At 34.6% G+C, this 16,716-nt stretch carries 20 protein-coding genes and 1 tRNA gene; 11 read left to right on the top strand and 10 right to left on the bottom strand.

The annotated features are described in order from the left end of the window. Positions 1-134 precede the first annotated feature (134 nt). From WDZ98_RS04730 to WDZ98_RS04750, 5 genes are read left to right on the top strand one after another with little or no spacing between them, the layout of a single operon-like run. Positions 135-665: a hypothetical protein gene (locus WDZ98_RS04730; RefSeq protein ID WP_368059433.1), complete on the top strand. Its 531-nt coding sequence runs from the start codon at positions 135-137 to the stop codon at positions 663-665. Continuing rightward, entirely contained in the window at positions 646-2,733 is a 2,088-nt protein-coding gene (locus tag WDZ98_RS04735) for a minichromosome maintenance protein MCM (RefSeq protein WP_368059431.1), read from the top strand. The genes WDZ98_RS04730 and WDZ98_RS04735 overlap by 20 nt, the downstream gene beginning before the upstream one ends. Further along, on the top strand, positions 2,730-4,856 hold the full coding sequence (locus WDZ98_RS04740) for a DEAD/DEAH box helicase (RefSeq protein WP_368059429.1): 2,127 nt from the start codon (positions 2,730-2,732) through the stop codon (positions 4,854-4,856). Before WDZ98_RS04735 ends, WDZ98_RS04740 begins: the two co-directional genes overlap by 4 nt. Next, positions 4,857-5,849, top strand: a complete 993-nt coding sequence (locus tag WDZ98_RS04745) for a glycosyltransferase 4 family protein (protein ID WP_368059427.1) — start codon at positions 4,857-4,859, stop codon at positions 5,847-5,849. After that, entirely contained in the window at positions 5,846-6,076 is a 231-nt protein-coding gene (locus tag WDZ98_RS04750) for a hypothetical protein (protein ID WP_368059425.1), read from the top strand. Before WDZ98_RS04745 ends, WDZ98_RS04750 begins: the two co-directional genes overlap by 4 nt. Here the strand turns inward: WDZ98_RS04750 and WDZ98_RS04755 are convergent. The 6 genes from WDZ98_RS04755 to WDZ98_RS04780 all read right to left on the bottom strand — a co-directional run bounded on the left by WDZ98_RS04755 (position 6,073) and on the right by WDZ98_RS04780 (position 10,282). Continuing rightward, positions 6,073-6,549, bottom strand: coding sequence for an acyltransferase (locus tag WDZ98_RS04755; RefSeq protein ID WP_368059423.1), 477 nt, complete (start codon positions 6,547-6,549; stop codon positions 6,073-6,075). The genes WDZ98_RS04750 and WDZ98_RS04755 overlap by 4 nt on opposite strands. 4 nt (positions 6,550-6,553) lie before the next feature. Next, on the bottom strand, positions 6,554-6,823 hold the full coding sequence (locus tag WDZ98_RS04760; protein WP_368059421.1) for a Trm112 family protein: 270 nt from the start codon (positions 6,821-6,823) through the stop codon (positions 6,554-6,556). Further along, positions 6,820-7,755 (bottom strand): Gfo/Idh/MocA family protein, encoded by a 936-nt coding sequence (locus tag WDZ98_RS04765; protein ID WP_368059419.1) that lies wholly within the window; start codon positions 7,753-7,755, stop codon positions 6,820-6,822. The genes WDZ98_RS04760 and WDZ98_RS04765 overlap by 4 nt, the downstream gene beginning before the upstream one ends. Then, positions 7,756-8,673, bottom strand: a complete 918-nt coding sequence (locus WDZ98_RS04770; protein ID WP_368059417.1) for a branched-chain amino acid transaminase — start codon at positions 8,671-8,673, stop codon at positions 7,756-7,758. 98 nt (positions 8,674-8,771) lie between these two features. Then, positions 8,772-9,386, bottom strand: coding sequence for a hypothetical protein (locus tag WDZ98_RS04775; protein WP_368059504.1), 615 nt, complete (start codon positions 9,384-9,386; stop codon positions 8,772-8,774). A 50-nt stretch (positions 9,387-9,436) separates the two neighbouring features. After that, on the bottom strand, positions 9,437-10,282 hold the full coding sequence (locus tag WDZ98_RS04780) for a ferredoxin--NADP reductase (protein WP_368059415.1): 846 nt from the start codon (positions 10,280-10,282) through the stop codon (positions 9,437-9,439). Between the two features lie 126 nt (positions 10,283-10,408). Here WDZ98_RS04780 and WDZ98_RS04785 point away from each other — a divergent pair. Next, positions 10,409-10,482 (top strand) — tRNA-Ala (locus WDZ98_RS04785). On the opposite strand, the gene WDZ98_RS04790 is transcribed toward WDZ98_RS04785, so the two are convergent. After that, the gene (locus WDZ98_RS04790; protein ID WP_368059502.1) at positions 10,464-11,021 is read right to left on the bottom strand and encodes a HEAT repeat domain-containing protein; all 558 of its coding nucleotides are present in this window, start codon (positions 11,019-11,021) and stop codon (positions 10,464-10,466) included. The genes WDZ98_RS04785 and WDZ98_RS04790 overlap by 19 nt on opposite strands. 116 nt (positions 11,022-11,137) lie before the next feature. On the opposite strand from WDZ98_RS04790, the gene WDZ98_RS04795 reads away from it, so the two are divergent. Further along, positions 11,138-11,425, top strand: coding sequence for a DNA-binding protein (locus tag WDZ98_RS04795; protein ID WP_368059413.1), 288 nt, complete (start codon positions 11,138-11,140; stop codon positions 11,423-11,425). 24 nt (positions 11,426-11,449) lie between these two features. Here WDZ98_RS04795 and WDZ98_RS04800 read toward each other — a convergent pair whose 3' ends face one another. Next, positions 11,450-12,298: an oxaloacetate decarboxylase gene (locus WDZ98_RS04800; RefSeq protein WP_368059500.1), complete on the bottom strand. Its 849-nt coding sequence runs from the start codon at positions 12,296-12,298 to the stop codon at positions 11,450-11,452. 193 nt (positions 12,299-12,491) lie between these two features. After that, the gene (locus WDZ98_RS04805; RefSeq protein ID WP_368059498.1) at positions 12,492-13,001 is read right to left on the bottom strand and encodes a PadR family transcriptional regulator; all 510 of its coding nucleotides are present in this window, start codon (positions 12,999-13,001) and stop codon (positions 12,492-12,494) included. Positions 13,002-13,096: 95 nt separating this feature from the next. On the opposite strand from WDZ98_RS04805, the gene WDZ98_RS04810 reads away from it, so the two are divergent. The 4 genes from WDZ98_RS04810 to WDZ98_RS04825 are packed head-to-tail and all read left to right on the top strand — an operon-like array spanning position 13,097 to position 16,357. Next, a complete protein-coding gene (locus WDZ98_RS04810) occupies positions 13,097-14,809 on the top strand; it encodes a succinate dehydrogenase/fumarate reductase flavoprotein subunit (RefSeq protein ID WP_368059411.1) in 1,713 nt (570 codons plus the stop codon). Then, positions 14,810-15,241: a succinate dehydrogenase gene (locus WDZ98_RS04815; RefSeq protein WP_368059409.1), complete on the top strand. Its 432-nt coding sequence runs from the start codon at positions 14,810-14,812 to the stop codon at positions 15,239-15,241. A gap of 1 nt (position 15,242) precedes the next feature. Continuing rightward, positions 15,243-15,587 carry a succinate dehydrogenase gene (locus WDZ98_RS04820; RefSeq protein WP_368059407.1) on the top strand — a complete coding sequence of 115 codons (345 nt, stop codon included), beginning with the start codon at positions 15,243-15,245 and terminating at the stop codon, positions 15,585-15,587. A 2-nt stretch (positions 15,588-15,589) separates the two neighbouring features. Further along, entirely contained in the window at positions 15,590-16,357 is a 768-nt protein-coding gene (locus WDZ98_RS04825; protein ID WP_368059405.1) for a succinate dehydrogenase/fumarate reductase iron-sulfur subunit, read from the top strand. On the opposite strand, the gene WDZ98_RS04830 is transcribed toward WDZ98_RS04825, so the two are convergent. After that, complete coding sequence (locus tag WDZ98_RS04830; protein ID WP_368059403.1) at positions 16,354-16,677, bottom strand: metal-sulfur cluster assembly factor; 324 nt, start codon at positions 16,675-16,677, stop codon at positions 16,354-16,356. The genes WDZ98_RS04825 and WDZ98_RS04830 overlap by 4 nt on opposite strands. Positions 16,678-16,716 lie beyond the last annotated feature (39 nt).

The raw sequence follows: 16,716 nt of genomic DNA on the forward strand, positions 1-16,716 counted from the left end.
TTTAAAATCAAAATTTACCGTAATTTGTACTGCGATCAGCCTGAAATTAATTAGGATCAATTGATCTCACTAAATTGTTAACAGAATTGATCGATCCGATACTTGAGGATCTAAATGAGGATAAGTGATCTCAAATGGAAATAGATAAAGTAGAAAAAGTACATTCTATAGGATACCGTCTAAAGGATGCTAAGTTTACAGTTAATCAAGATTTCAAATACAACGTGGCTGGTATGAAAATTGAAGGAACTCAGGGAGACACAAATAACATGCCTCAGTGGGTTGGAAAGATTCTATCTGATAATAAAATAGGATCTTTGGATACACCTGATATGATAACTGAGCTAAAACAAGCACTATCAAAAGAAAAGATGGTTGGTGAATACCAAATATCTATACTTGATCCTCACTTTTACATCAAACTAAAAGAATCAATGAAAATACTAAATCGTGATGATTTTGACAGAGTTGAAAGTATGATGTTAGAATTATTCCGAATGCGAAGAGGTAAACTAGTAAAACTTGCAGATTCCATTAAACTCAATTCTGAACTATACAACAAACTAACTGTTGAAGAAACTATTTTTTACAAAACAATTCATGATAATAGCGTAGAATTTGAAAAACAAATAACAGGAGATCTAAATGAGCAGCGCTCAAACTAGTACATTTACAGATTCTGCATTATCAGATAAAGTAAAAGAATTCCTCACTAGATTCAAGGATCGAAATGGCATCTACAAGTATGTTGATGCAATCGACGAGATGATGCCAAAAAATGCAAAATACATCATTGTTGATTACAATGATTTGGTTGTAGAACCACAAATTGAGATTATATTTTCTCAAAATCCTGATAGATTATTTGATGCATTTTCTAGAGCAATCAAAGAAGCATTACAAACAAGATTTAGCGATTATGCTGAAAAGATCAAAGATGAAGTTCGTGTAAGACTAATTAATTTTCCACTCGAGCGTAGTCTAAGACAAATCAATGCTGAAACCATTGGACACATCACAAGTGTTTCAGGTATGGTAGTTAGAGCATCAGAGGTAAAACCACTTGCAAAAGAACTAGTCTTTGTATGTCCTGATGAGCATAAAACCAAAGTAATTCAACTCAAAGGAATGGATGTAAAGATTCCAATAGTATGTGATAACCCAACTTGTAAACACAGAGATTTTGAATTAAAGCCAGAAGCAAGCAAGTTTATTGATTTTCAGATTCTGAGATTACAAGAACTTCCTGAGGACTTGCCTCCGGGACAACTTCCTCACTACATTGATGTTACAATTAGGCAGGATTTAGTAGATAATGCAAGACCTGGTGATAGAATTATCCTTACTGGTGTAGTAAGAGTGGAACAAGAATCTGTAGCAGGAATTCAGAGAGGTCATAGTGGATTGTACAGATTAAGAATTGAGGGAAACAACATTGAATTTTTGAGTGGACGTGGTTCCAAAACTGATAGAAAGATTGGAAGAGAAGAAATCTCTCCTGAAGAAGAAAAACTCATCAAGGCTCTCAGTCAAAGTTCTGATGTATATCAAAGATTAATTGATTCATTTGCTCCACACATTCAAGGTCAAGCATTAATCAAAGAAGCTATTCTCTTACTAATTGTTGGTTCTAATCAGAGGTTATTAGGTGATGGAAGCAAGATTAGAGGTGACATTAATATATTTCTTGTAGGAGATCCTGGTACTGCAAAATCCGAGATGCTAAAGTTTTGTGCAAGAATTGCGCCAAGAGGACTGTACACTTCTGGTAGAGGTTCAACAGCTGCAGGACTTACAGCTGCTGTAGTCCGAGACAAAACGGGAATTATGATGTTAGAAGCTGGTGCCGTTGTACTAGGTGATCAAGGTCTTGTAAGTATAGATGAATTTGATAAGATGAAACCTGAAGACAGAAGTGCTTTACACGAAGTCATGGAACAACAATCAGCAAGTATTGCAAAAGGTGGTATTGTAGCTACACTAAATGCAAGAACTTCAATTTTAGCTGCAGCAAACCCAATGTATGGAAAATATGATCCTTTCAAGAATATTACAGAAAATGTCAACTTACCAATACCTCTGCTTACAAGATTTGACTTGATCTTTGTTGTAAGAGATATTCCTACAAAAGAAAGAGATGAAAAGATTGCAAGACACATAATTCAAAGAAACACAACAAAAGGAACTGACAAAAAATCTGTAATTGAAGTTGACTTGCTAACAAAGTATCTCTCTTATGCAAAACGTGGTGTTCCAGATTTGACAAAAGAAGCTGAAGAGAAAATTTTATCGTACTATCTACAAATGAGAAATGTAGAATCTGAAGAGATGATTACAGTTACTCCTAGACAATTAGAGGGAATTATCAGACTTTCAACTGCCAGAGCCAGACTCCTAATGAAGGACAAGGTAGAGGAAGAAGATGCTGATCGTGCAATATTTCTGATTCAGAGCATGCTTCAGGATGCCGGTGTTGATGTCAATACTGGCAAAGTCGATCTTGGTGTATTACAAGGAAAACCAAGAAGTGAAGTTTCAAAGATGCAGTTGTTCATGGATGTACTCAAAAGTCTAGAAGGTGATAACAAGGTTCCAGTCGATGAGAAAACATTTGTCAAAGAGCTAGAAAAGAGTGAAAAATTCTCAGAGGAGGAAGCAAGAAACTATATCAGAAGAATGCTCAGAGAAGCATCTATTTATGAATCAAAACCCGGTCACTATAACCGAGTATGAACATAGAGAAACTAGAACTTTCTGATTCTGCAATTGAATTTTTAAAATCACAGGGTTTTACAAAATTATATCCACCACAAGCAGACAGCGTAAAGTCTGGACTGCTAGATGGTAAAAGTATTCTGGTGTCTGCTCCTACTGCAAGTGGAAAGACTTTGATTGCAATGCTTGCCATGCTTAACTATCTTTCAAAGAACAAAGGTAAAATAATTTATCTCAGTCCCTTACGTGCACTAGCTGCTGAAAAGTTTATAGAATTTAAAAAATTAGAAAAAATATCACTAGGAAATAAAATTAAAGTCGCAATATCTACAGGTGATTTTGAAACCATTGAAAAAAATTTAGACAGTAGCAACGTATTGGTTTTAACAAATGAAAAAATGGATTCAATTATTCGACATGGAACAGAGTGGGTTGAAGAAATTGGTCTAGTTATTTCAGATGAAGTGCATTTGATTGGGGATGAAAGCAGAGGTCCAACACTTGAGATGATTCTAACGCAACTAAAATTATTAGATCCAAAGCCTCAGATTGTAGGTCTTAGTGCAACAATTACCAATTCTGATGAGATTGCAAACTGGCTTGGTTGCACACTGGTAAAAAATGACTGGCGACCAGTCCCGCTAACTGAGGGAGTATGTGATGGGGGGCAAATAACGATGAATGATGGCAAAACCTTTGAGATTGAGCGTAGTCTGAGGGGAACTCCCATTGATTTAGGCGTACAATCAGTACAGCAAGGAGGTCAGTCTCTAGTGTTTGCAGAGACTAGAGTTCGCTCAAAAGCACTTGCAACAAAAGCAGCTGATGCCATCTCTCAGATACTAGAAAAAAAAGAAATTATAGAACTAGAAAAAACATCAAAGAAAATTCTATCTGAAAACGAACACACTGAATTGGTAAAGACACTTGCATTGCTTGTAAAAAAAGGAGTTGCATTTCATCATGCAGGATTGAACCAAAAGTGTCGAGAAACAATAGAGACCGAATTTCGTAAAGGTACAATCAAACTATTATCCTCTACTCCAACATTAGCTGCAGGTGTCAATCTTCCTGCAAGACGAGTTGTAATATCAAATGTAAATAGATACAATGCAAAAGTTGGGGCAAACAGACCAATCAGTATTTTGGAGTATAAACAGTTGTGTGGAAGAGCAGGAAGACCACAGTATGATGATTATGGAGAATCAATAATTGTCGGAAACGGAAATACTGAGGATCTAATGGAGTACTACATTAACGGAGAGCCAGAACCAATCGTATCTAAAATCACCGATGACAAATCTTTGCGAACTCACATACTTAGTGTTATAGTCACACATCCCGGAATAAAAAAAGAAGAAATTTTAGAGTTTTTTTTGCAAACATTAGGTGGATTACAATCAAGAAAACCAACAATAAAATTTGCAATTGATATTTCTCTGCGTTTTCTTTCAAGCAAATTTCTAATAATCAAAAAAGGTGATAGATATGCAGCCACTGAATTTGGAAAAAAAACATCAATGTTGTACATTGATCCGCTAACTGCAACATACTTTAGAGATTCAATAGAAAATATATCTCAAGAAAGAAAGCATACTTTTGGATTTTTACATTTAATTACAAACTGTGAAGACTTTTTCCCAAAATTCTCACTACGACAAAAAGACTATGAATCAGCAAGCTTGATGATAGAGAACAACTCCTCTCAACTCTTAGAGCCAATCTCAGAATATGATTGTTCAAGGAGTCTATTGGCCTTACAGTTTTGGATTACTGAATCCACTGAATTATCACTCTCAGATAACCTAGGAATAGAGTCTGGAGATATGCATAGGATGACTGAGAGTGCAAATTGGCTTGTATACTGCCTTAGGGAAATATCAAAACATGTTGAGCGAGCAGATTTACTAGAAGAACTAGGTGATTTGAGAAAAAGAATTGTTTATGGAATTCGAGAAGAATTGCTTGATCTAGTCAGGATTAAAGGAATAGGTAGGGTCAGAGCAAGAGCTCTTTACAAACACGGAATCAAAACTTTGGATGATTTGAGGAAGATTCCTGTGAATAAATTGGCAGATATTGATAAAATCGGTTCAACCATTGCAGATAAGATAAAAGACGAGTCACGAAAGGTTAGATAATTGACTGAGTTACTTATTCCTGCTGTAATATCATGTATTGTTGCGTTTTTTGTTGTGTATTTTATGACACCACCACTCATCAAAGTTTTAGAAAAAAGAAATTTTGCAGTAAAAGATATGAACAAAATAGAAGATATAATGGTAGTAAGACCTGGCGGACCATCAATTATCGCAGGAATCATTGCATCTGAGATTATTCTCTATGCATTTTTGCAACTCAATGAAATTCTTGCAATAATTATCACAACATCTGCAGCATTTGCAATTGGATATGTAGATGATAGAAGAGTAATGAGTGGATGGTTTAAACCTGCAGCACTTGCTGTTGCTGCAATTCCAATCATTGTTTTTGGTACATATGATTCAGAACTTGCGTTTCCGTTGTTTGGAGCAGTACAAATTCCAGCACTATATCTTGCATTGATAATCTTTATGATTCCAATTACTGGAAACACGATTAATTCAATTGATGTGTTAAACGGTGTTGCAAGTGGTTTTATGGTAATTGTAAGTTTTACATTATCTATCTGTTTGTTTATTGTACAAAATTATGAAATTGCAATAGTTAGCTTGCCGCTTGGTTTTGTCTCATTGGCATTTTACAAATATCATAAAATCCCAAGCAAAATTTTTCCTGGAGATTCTGGTGCACTAACACTAGGTGCAATGTATGGCGCAATTGCAATTGTAGGTGGCGTAGAAATCATTGCAGCAGTGGCACTATTGCCTGCAGTGATAAACTCATTTTTATTCTTGTCAAGCGTAAAACGCATAGTAGAACACAGAGAGATCAAGGGAAAACCAGTAATATTTACTAATAACAACAGATTAGAGGCAACAAACGACAAGACTGCCCCAATAACTTTGGTAAGATTGATTCTTGCAGGAGGACCATTGTCTGAAAAACAAATTGCATTTGTAATTTTCAAACTAGGAATATTTTCAGGAATCTTGGCAATAATTACAGCGTTTATGATGGGTGTCTCTCTTTGAAATCCGCGTTGTTTGGATTTTTGTTTGGAATGTGGGTCTTGATAATTATTGGAGGTGGAATTCTAGTTACAATTTTAGGACCAATTACTATTACTGGTTTTGGTGACCTTGATTGGTTTATTGGATCTGTAGTTAAAGGAGTAATTGCAATTGTTCTAGTTGTAATTTGGATTTTGATTCTATCAAAACTAAAAAACTTTATTTTCAAAAAAGAGATAAAGTCTTAACTTTCTTTCCACCGTCTTTGTTTCTTGTCGTACTCTGCTCTGGTATATCTGATTGTAGCTGGTGAACCAATAACCACAGAATCTTCAGGAACATCTCTTGTTACAACAGCACCCATTGCAACAACACTGTTCTTTTTTACAGTAACTCCTGCCTTGATTACTGCACGTGCACCAATTATTACATTATCTTCAATTGTAACTCCTATCATTTTGTCACACATTGGATAAGGATCATTTGTTAGTACTACTGCTGGACCAATGAAGACGTTTTTTCCAATTCTTGAAAGTGGTGGAATATATGCTTGACCTTCAATCTTTGTGTTTTCACCAATTTTTACATTATAATCAATATGTGCAAGGGATCCTATTTTCACATTATCTCCAATCTCTACATTGTCCCCAACATATGAAAAATGCCAAATACTTACATTCTTCCCGATTTTTGCTTTTTCTGAAATAAAATTAGTAACCATTATCTCACAAATGCCATGGGTTTGCCTTTGTAATAATTTTTTCAGGTAATTGATCTTTGTTCTTTTTTAGAAACTCCATTTCTTGTTTTTTGTTTCGTAGCTCGTCAGGAAGCATGATTGGAATTTCCTCAATTATCGGATAAAATCTAGAGCATTTTGGGCAAAATAGAGCTCCTTCTGAGACAACATTGTCTTTTTCTTTAATTTCAAATAATTCTAAAGGATGATTTTTGTCAATTGGGCATGCCAAAATATCCATCATTGTTTTGTTCATTTTAGATCCAGATAGATGGGAATTCCTTTTTGACTAGATAAAAGTGCAGCTTCGGCAATTTTAGTAACATTAACTGCTTGTTGTGCTGTTACTACTTGATTGTTTTTACCTTCAATTGCTCCAAGAAAACTCTTAATCTCTAACAGTAACGGCTCTTGTTTTTCATTTTGAACTGTTTGAGTCTCTTCATCTTTTTCTACGATTATTTCTTGACTGATAAAGTCTGATGAAATTATTGCATCTGAACACACTGCACTGAACTTTCTAACTTTTTTTGGAGTAATCCAATTTGATGAAATAATTGCTACTTTGTCATTTTTATATCCTAACATAATGCTTGCAAAATCTTCATGTTCATGTCTTATTTTTCCTGCTCTAGCAAATATTACCTGAGGCATATCATCAAACAACCAATTTGCAGTATCAATGTCATGTACTGAAGTATCATAAATAATTCCAACATCTTTAATGTGAAGAGGCATTCTATTCTCTCTATGAAATTCAAGCATAACTAATTCGCCAAATTTTTTCTCTTTGACCATTTTTTTTACTACATCCACTGCAGGATTGAATCTCTCTATATATCCACAAGTCAAAACAACTTTATTTTTTTCTGCAAGTTTTGCAAGTTTTTCACCGTCTTCTGATTTGTAAGTCATTGGTTTTTCCACAAAGACATGTTTTTTTGCCTCTAACAATTTTTTTGCAATTTCTGTGTGTGTTGATGTTGGTGTAACAACAAATGCACCATCAAATTCTTCAGAACGCAGCAATTCATCTAGTGATTCATAATGGTTTACTGAATATTTCTCTCCATATTCCTTGCTTTTCTGAGAATTAGCATCACATACTGCTACAAGTACACCTAATTGTGACAAAATACGTGTGTGATTCTTTCCCCATCCACCAGTTCCAATCTGAACAATTTTCATCTAATACACCTCAGTTAACCAATGAGTGTAATCATCATTTTTGTTCATTACTATGTTGTAATATTCTTGCATCATCTTTAGTGTGATGTCTCCTGGTTTACCGTCTCCTATCTTCTGTGAATCCATTGACACAATTGGTGTTATCTCTGCTGCAGTACCTGTCAGAAAGATCTCATCTGATATGGTTAACTCACTTCTTGTAATGTCTCTTTCAACAACATCTATGTCCAAATCCTTTGCAATTTTTATAACTGCATCACGAGTAATTCCCTCAAGTGCAGATGATGCAAGTGACGGTGTTACCAATTGTGCATTTCTTACGATAAAGATATTCTCTCCTGGTGCCTCACTGACATTTCCGTTATGATCAAGTAATATTGCTTCATCAAACCCATTTCTTTTTGCCTCTTGTGTTGCAATGATTGAATTAAGATAATTTCCTCCCATCTTTGCTTGTGGTGGAGTAGATATATCTGAGAATTTTCTCCAAGATACAACTCCTGCAGTAATACCATTTTTGTTAAATAAATCTCCAAAAGGAAATGTAAAGATTGCAACGTTTGTAGGTGCTTTCTCTGTTACATACAGATTAATTCCATAATCACCTATAAAGTAAAATGGTCTTATGTAGCATGATTTTGTTATCTTGTTTTTCTTACAAATTCCAATTATTGCATCTGTAATTTCTTGATCTGAGAAATGAAGTATAATGTTGTAAAACTGTCCTGACTTTCTAAATCGTTTTACATGTTCATCTAATCTAAACACGTTGAGATTTTTTCCATTCCAATATGCCCTTATCCCTTCAAATATCGATGTTCCATAGTGAAGTGCATGTGTTGTGATTGGAACTTGAGCTTTTTCTGTAAGGATATACTTTCCATCAAACCAAACATATTTTGAAAGTGGAAGTTTCATAGGAGCAATTTATGGTATGTGTATTAATCTATTTTCAATATTTCAAATTTTGTATAGTATTTTTAGCCACAACAATACACGAAATGTCTGATAAATAATTATGAACTAGTTTTTCGATCATATCCTTCTTTAGGAAATTTCATTCCTACAACTCGTGTAGTCATGTCTTCACTTTTTGCAAATTTTTCTACCACATTCCAATCCTCCTCAATTATTTTTGCTATTTTTTCAGGAACATCTTCTTTCCAAGAAGATTTTTCATTTAGTACTGCATCATACAGTTTCTCTTTAACTGATGTGGCAGAAAGAGATTTTCTCTCACCAATTTTTGGCTTTAATCCATAAAATTTTAGCATGTATCCCTCTATTTTGTCTCCAGTATATGAAAAAAATTCTCCTTCAACTCCTCTAAGAATTTGTTTTCTCAATTTCCATGATTTTGGGGTTAATAATGGAGGCAAGTATTTCTTAAATGGAGCAAAAAACGCATAGTCATCTGTGATTTGGATGGAATCACCAAATATTGAGACTAGCATTTTCTTTCTAGTCTCAAAGTTAAATGGAAAACTTTTACTGTTAACCTCTCTGTTCCCATCTTTGAAAACCACTGGCATCACTTTGACAATGTCTGCTTTCTTTTTTAACTCTGAAATAATTTCAACATGTGCATTTGTAACTGGATTTAGATGTGCAAGATATAATGCCGTAATCAACTTTATCACCTAAATGATTCTCATATTTCAATGATTGATTTTCTAAAATTTTATCCGTATGATTCGTATTTGACTTCAAAACTACCGTCTTCACGTTTGCTGTGCTCTGTAACAAATCCTTTGGGATTCAAAAAGTCCATCACACCATCGATTGTTCCTTGCCATCCACAAACATAGAATATTGTATTTTCTTTAGTTATTTTATCGCCAATTAATTCTTCTAATGGGGATAGTCCATTTTCCCTTGGTCTAAGAAATGTCTCGACTCTTCCAACTTGACCTGCCCATGATCTGTTAAACCATTCTTGCGGTCTACTGATTGCTGCTCTATATTTGAAATTCCATTCATCTTTACCTCTCGCAATGCTCTCGTTTTCAAGTTCAGTTAGCAAATCCTTGTAACTTAATTCATCAACATAGCTTGCACCATGTAGCACAACGATTTCTCGTTTATCACCTATATCGTGAAGGTGCTGTGCAAAACTTACAAATGGTGCAAGGCCTGTTCCACCACCAATACACACAATTCGTCTGTTGTCTTTTTCACCATTGGCAAATTCTTCATTAATCAATAAAGCTCGACCCGTGGGTTTTAACCAAAGAATTTCGTCTCCTTCTTTTGTATTGAATATTTGGGTGGTTAATCTTCCTGGAAGTGGTTTTCTTACCCATCTAATTACAAGTTCAATATAGTCTCTATTTTCTGGATGAGATGCTATTGAATATGCTCTTCTAACAATTTTTCCATTTTCTACTGGATTTGGTAAACCTAGTGTGATGAATTGTCCTGCTTGATAATCTGGAACAGGACCATCTTTTGGAACTAGTCTAATAATTACAAGATCTTCTTTTAATAATTGAACATAAGTGACGGTCGCTTTGTTATCTACTACCATAACGATTGAATCAACATTTGCACGGTTAAATATATTGTGTTAATTTCATACATCGGCTATCTTCTAAAACCGCTAAACGTTAATAACCAATTTGAAAAACGAATCTCAATCAGAATTCTGATTGTTGGGCCGGTCGTCTAGCCCGGTAGGATAGGTGCATGGCATGCATCGGATCAAGGGTTCAAATCCCTTCCGGTCCACTTATTTTTTTAATCAAAGTAATCATCTTTTCTATATCAAAATCATTTTCATTTAAAATCTGTTTTATCATTTCTTCTGAAATCTCAATTTTTAGATCAATAACTGCATGTAATGCACTTTTTTTTACTTCTATATTGGAATCAACCAATGCTTCAAGAAACACATCTTTAGCTTCTTTCGCCTTTAGATGTCCTAGCGCTCCAAGTGCACATGATCTGACCATTGATCTTTCATCTTTTACAAGTTTCAATATCTCAGGAATTGCAGATGTTTCATTTCTGTTTGCTAATGCCAATGATGCATAACCTCTGATATTCTTACTTGTATTCTTTAAAGCATTAATCAAAAAATTTGAAATGTCGTTTTCATTTAATATTAGTGAGCTAAATGCTTCACCTCTAACTTCAATACTATCATCGTCTAATTTTGAAATTATTTTTTCTAAAATTTCTGGATTGTCTGTATTGTTTAGTATCTCTAAAATTTTGATTTTTTCTAAACTATTTCCTGATTCTAAAACTTTCGAAATATTTTTCAAGTTCTGACTAAATTCCATTTTTCTGGTTAATAATACTTCAAATTTTTGAATATTTTTTTAATTTAATTCAAAAAAACCCTTTTAGCTTTAAATTATCCTTAAATACCAACTGTTGCATGTCAAATGAAACCCGAGACACCGTATTCATTGGTAAGAAACCATTGATGGCATATGTGACATCAACGCTAATTCAATTGGCAAACTTACCATCCGTCAACATCAAAGCTAGAGGACTCAGCATAGGACGTGCTGTGGATGTAGCTCAAATCATTGCAAGAAAGACTGAAAATGCAGGCTACTCTATCGGAGAAATCAAAATTGGCTCAGAATCTCTAGAGTCACAAGACGGTAGAAATAGAAACGTTTCAACAATAGAAATTGAAGTAAAGAGAAATCAAAACTAGATTCTTTACTTGAAATTTTTTATTTTATTCTCTTTTTAATTTACCATACTTTGCTTCCATCTTTCTAAATTTAGAAAGCTCAACCAAGTCGTTAAACTGATCAAAATTTACAACTTTTTCTTTATACTTTAAAGTATTTCCAGATTTTTTCAATTCTTTTAGAATATTCATTGTTGCAAATGTATTGGCATACAATACTGATAACGGATACAGAATTATGTTAAATCCCATCTTGCTTAATGTTTCAGCTGAACTTAATGGAGTGGCTCCACCTTCAATCATATTTGCAACTAGTGGCGCATTGATTTCTTTTCCTATCCGCTTCATTTCATCAATGGATCTTGGGGCTTCCACAAAAACCGCATCTGCTCCTGTTTTTTTATTTTGTTGTCCTCGTTGAATTGCTTCATCTAATCCTTCAGTTGCTCTTGCATCTGTTCGTGCAACAATGATGAAATCTTTACTCTCCCTTGCATCAATTGCAGCAGATAATTTTTCAGTGTATTCTTGTTGTGAGATCACTTCTTTTCCTTGCATGTGGCCACATCTTTTTGGCCATCGTTGGTCTTCTAAGAATATTCCAGACGCTCCTGCAGATTCTAATTCTTTTACTAACTTCCATACGCTTAATGCGTTTCCATATCCTGTATCTGAATCAACAATCACAGGAACTGATACTGCTCTGCAAATTCTTCTTGCATTGTCAACAGTTTCTGTAGCTCCGATAAATCCATAGTCTGGCATTCCAAATAATGTTGCAGATGTTCCATATCCTGTTTGAAACATTGCATCAAATCCTACTTTTTGAGCAATCTTTGCACCTAGTGCATCATAAACGCCTGGAATGACAAGTGGTTTTTTTGATTTTAACATAATTTTCAAATTTTTCATGATTGTGTTCTTTAACTGAATTATTTATGATTTTACAATAGTATCATTGTGAAATATCCCGCGTTTTTGTTTCTAGAACTGAAGCCATCCACAAATTATGGATTTTTGTTATCTAATACGTAATCTCATTAGTATTTCTAAAAAACTGATTGATTTTTACCTTTTAATATCATGATCATTCTATTTTGATCTCTTTTCCTTTTGGTTTGGATTTTTTTTCATTAATTTTCTTTAATTCTTCTTCAAGGAATTTCTTGTATTTTTGAGTCTCATCATCAGTCATGTTTGTAAAATTTGAACTAAGTATAGATCCCAGTGCTGACATTTTTTCTAGAAGATCTATTGCTACAAATCTTCCAACATTGCCTAATCTGAACAAGACTTCTAATTGTTTTTTAACGATATCATTTACCTTGTCTACGTCATCTGCTGTATCTTTTCCTTTCTGTGTTAGTTGATATCTCCCATCTTTTGTTTCATCAATCAATCCCTCATCAAGTAACCTTCCTAACAATGGGTAAATCAATCCAGGAGATGGTTTCCAAATACCGTTACTTTGCTCTACTGCATAATCTATGATCTCTTTTCCTGTATGTGGTGTTTTTTTCAATAATTCCAAAATAAAATATCTTGAAAAGCCTCTTGGAATTGAACTTCCTACTCTCTGAAACCATTCAGAAATCATCACTAGCGATATCACTAGTGATATATTTTAATATTTTGGATTATGCCTAGCAATTACTACATATTTATCCCGCCCAAAGCAAGTTTGACTGAAAAATGGTTGATTCTATAGAATTTGATTTGATTATTTGTGGTTCTGGTCTTGCAGGTTTACGAGCTGCAATAGCTGCTGCAAAAAAAGGGCCAAATCTCAAAATCGGCATTGTCTCAAAAGTACAAGTAATGCGTTCTCACTCTGTTTCAGCAGAAGGTGGCACTGCAGCCGTACTTTTTGAAGATGAAGGTGATACAATTGAATCTCATATTTACGATACCGTCAAAGGGAGTGATTTTCTCGCAGACCAAGATGTTGCTGAAAGACTATGTGTTGAAATGCCACAGGAAATTCATCAATTAGATCATTGGGGAATGCCATGGTCAAGAAGAAAAGATGGTAGAATTGATCAACGTAATTTTGGTGGTTATAGTTTTCCAAGAGCAACATATGCATCTGATAAAGTTGGTTTCTTTGAAATGCAAACTTTGTATGACACTTGTCAGAAATTTGAAAATATTGAATATCTTAACGAATGGTTTGTAACTTCTATCATTCATGATGGAAAAAAATTCATGGGAGTTACTGCAATTGAATTAGGCTCTGGTACATTTTACACAATTAAAGGAAAAGCACTCATTGTTGCTACAGGCGGTGCAGGACGATTGTACAGCTTTTCAACTTATGCACTTTCCTCAACTCCTGACGGATTAGATATGGGATTGCGTGCTGGTATGGCTCTCAAAGACATGGAGTTTGTACAATTCCATCCAACAGGAATTTTGCCTTCTGGAATTTTAATTACAGAAGGTGCACGAGGAGAAGGCGGTTATCTTCTTAACAATAAGGGTGAACGATTTATGAAAACATATGCTGCTGGTAAAATGGAATTAGCTCCACGTGATATTGTATCAAGAGCAATCATGACTGAAATTCAAGAAGGTCATGGATTCAAACATGAAACTGGAGTTGATTGTATGAAGCTTGATTTGAGACATTTGGGAGATGAAAAAATCAAGGAGAAATTAGGTGGTATTAGAGAAATATCTATAAAATTTTCTGGTATTGATCCTGCTACAGATTTACTTGATATTAGACCTGTTTGTCATTATATGATGGGTGGACTTCATACTGATATTGATGGTGCCACAGAAATTCAGGGAGTTTGGGCAGCCGGTGAAGCCGCATGTAATAGCGTTCATGGCTCAAATCGTTTGGGTGCAAATTCAACTTCAGAGTGTATAGTTTGGGGTAAAATCACTGGTGAATCAGCAGTTGAATATATTCAAAAGAATCATTCTTCAAATCCTTGGCCTCATCATCTGGTATCTGCTGAAGAAAAACGAATCTATGATGGAATCTTTCGAGGTAATGGTGATGCCAACCCATATGAAATTAGGCAACAACTTACTGATACTATGAATGATAAAGCATATGTCTACAGAAATGAAACCAATCTTGTTGAAGGTCTTAAAAAAATCCGTGAATTAAAAACACAAACTTGGAAACATGTTGATGACAAAGCAAAAGAGTACAATACTAATTTTGCAAATGTGATGGAACTTGATTCTATGTTTAGAGTAGCAGAGATTGTATTGTTGGGCGCGATAAACAGAAAGGAATCTCGTGGTGCACATGCAAGAACTGATTATACTAAACGGGATGATGCCAACTTTTTACATCACACACTTGCTTACTATGATCCAAATGAACCAATAATGAAAACATATCCAGTAACAATAACTAAGTATCAGCCAGTGGAGAGAAAATACTAGATGCCACAAGATGAACATAAAGAAGGTATTGGAGGAATGATTAATCCACGTAGATACGGAATTGAACGTGTTGCATATTTGTTAATGCGATTAAGTGGATTGGGGCTGCTTGCATATTTCATTGGCCATATTTATGAAACTAGCAGTATTCTAAGAGGGCAAGTAGGATGGAATGAATTTCTTGAATTAACTCAAACTACAGAAGGACATGCAATTTTAGCAATTGTAATTGCAATGTGTGTATTTCATACTGTAAATGGAATTCGAGTGATGTTAGGTCATGGTGGAGTAGGTGTAGGAAAACCTGCTAGACCAGACTATCCATATGATCCTGCATCACAGAACTATCGACACAAAATAGGAATCTATTCCGCAATAGTTCTTGCAGCAGTTGCAATGATGTATGGTTTAGCGGTAATGTTTGGTGAATAAAATGAGAGAAAGCACTATTATGAAAATCCATTATGGGACTGCTTTAGCAGCAGTAGCTCTGGTGGCAGTTCATATATTGATGCGTCTTACGCAGGGATTTGCAGAATCTTTAGAGTATGAGAGCGTTCTTGCTAACTACAAATTCATCCCATATGCTATAATGTTGGAACTAATTCTCATCTTACTTTCTGTTCATGGATTTAATGGACTAAGAGTTATTTTACTGGAACTAAAACAGGGCAGACTGTATGAAAAAGCAGTTTCTTATGGATGTCTTGCAGCTATGATTGCACTAATAGCATATGGTTCAAGAACAATTATTATGACTAACATGGGGATGGTATAGAAGTGGCACAAGTATCTGGTATTGCAAATGAGCAAGCATCAACACCATTGTCTTCCTCAAAATCTATCATTCTTAGAATTTCAAGATATAATCCTGAACATGATGATTCTAGTAAATTTATGGAGTTTTCTGTTCCATATGAGAGATGGACAACTGTTTTAGAAGCAATTCTTGAAGTGAAAAAATATTTTGATCATTCAGTTGCAGTGCGTTATTCCTGCAGACAAGCTACATGTGGTTCATGTGGAATGATAATAAATGGAAAGCCTAGATTAGCATGCTTTACAAAAATTATTGAACTCAATTCCAATATTGTAACTGTCGAACCAATGAATAATTTCCCAATAATTCGAGATTTGGCAGTAAAGTTTGAACGATTGTTTGACACACATCAAAAAATCAAACCATATCTAATCAGAGATGACACAGAATTATCATCTGATGAAAAAGAGTTTTTGCAATCTCCAGAAGAAGTAGAACAATACATCCAATTTGCAAACTGTATCAAATGTGGTTTATGTAATTCTGCATGTCCTACAATGGCAACTGATTCTTCTTTTGTTGGACCTCAGGCATTAGCTCAAGCATATCGATATGTCGCTGATAGTCGAGATAAAGGAAAAGATTCCAGATTAAAAATAATTGATGATTCTCATGGAATATGGAGATGTCATTTTGCAGGCTCTTGTAGTCAAGTATGTCCAAAAGGAGTTGATCCTGCTATGGGAATCCAACTACTTCGTGGATATTTACTAGGTTTTAGAAGTTAACCTGTTTTTTTTGGATTTGGACTATTGTTTACTTGGTTATTAATCTGTTCAGCCATAAAATGATTTGAAACATTAACTTTAACATCATCCACTCCATCTACCTTCAAAAGATTATCATGAATATCTTGACAAATCTTAAAACCAAATACTGCTGGACAGAATGGACTGGTAAGATGCAAATCAACTTTAACATTGCTGTTGTTGATATCTACTTCGTCAATTAGTTCTAGTTCAACAATTGATGTATTGATTTCAGGATCTACTATCTTTGATAATTCATCAAATAATTTTACTCGTAGCTGTTTGATATCTTGGCTCATGTCGGCAAAAGCGTCGATGCTATATATAACCATTTTAGA

Origin of the sequence: Candidatus Nitrosopumilus sp., from assembly GCF_040878665.1 — an archaeon.
In the GTDB taxonomy this organism is placed as follows: domain Archaea; phylum Thermoproteota; class Nitrososphaeria; order Nitrososphaerales; family Nitrosopumilaceae; genus Nitrosopumilus.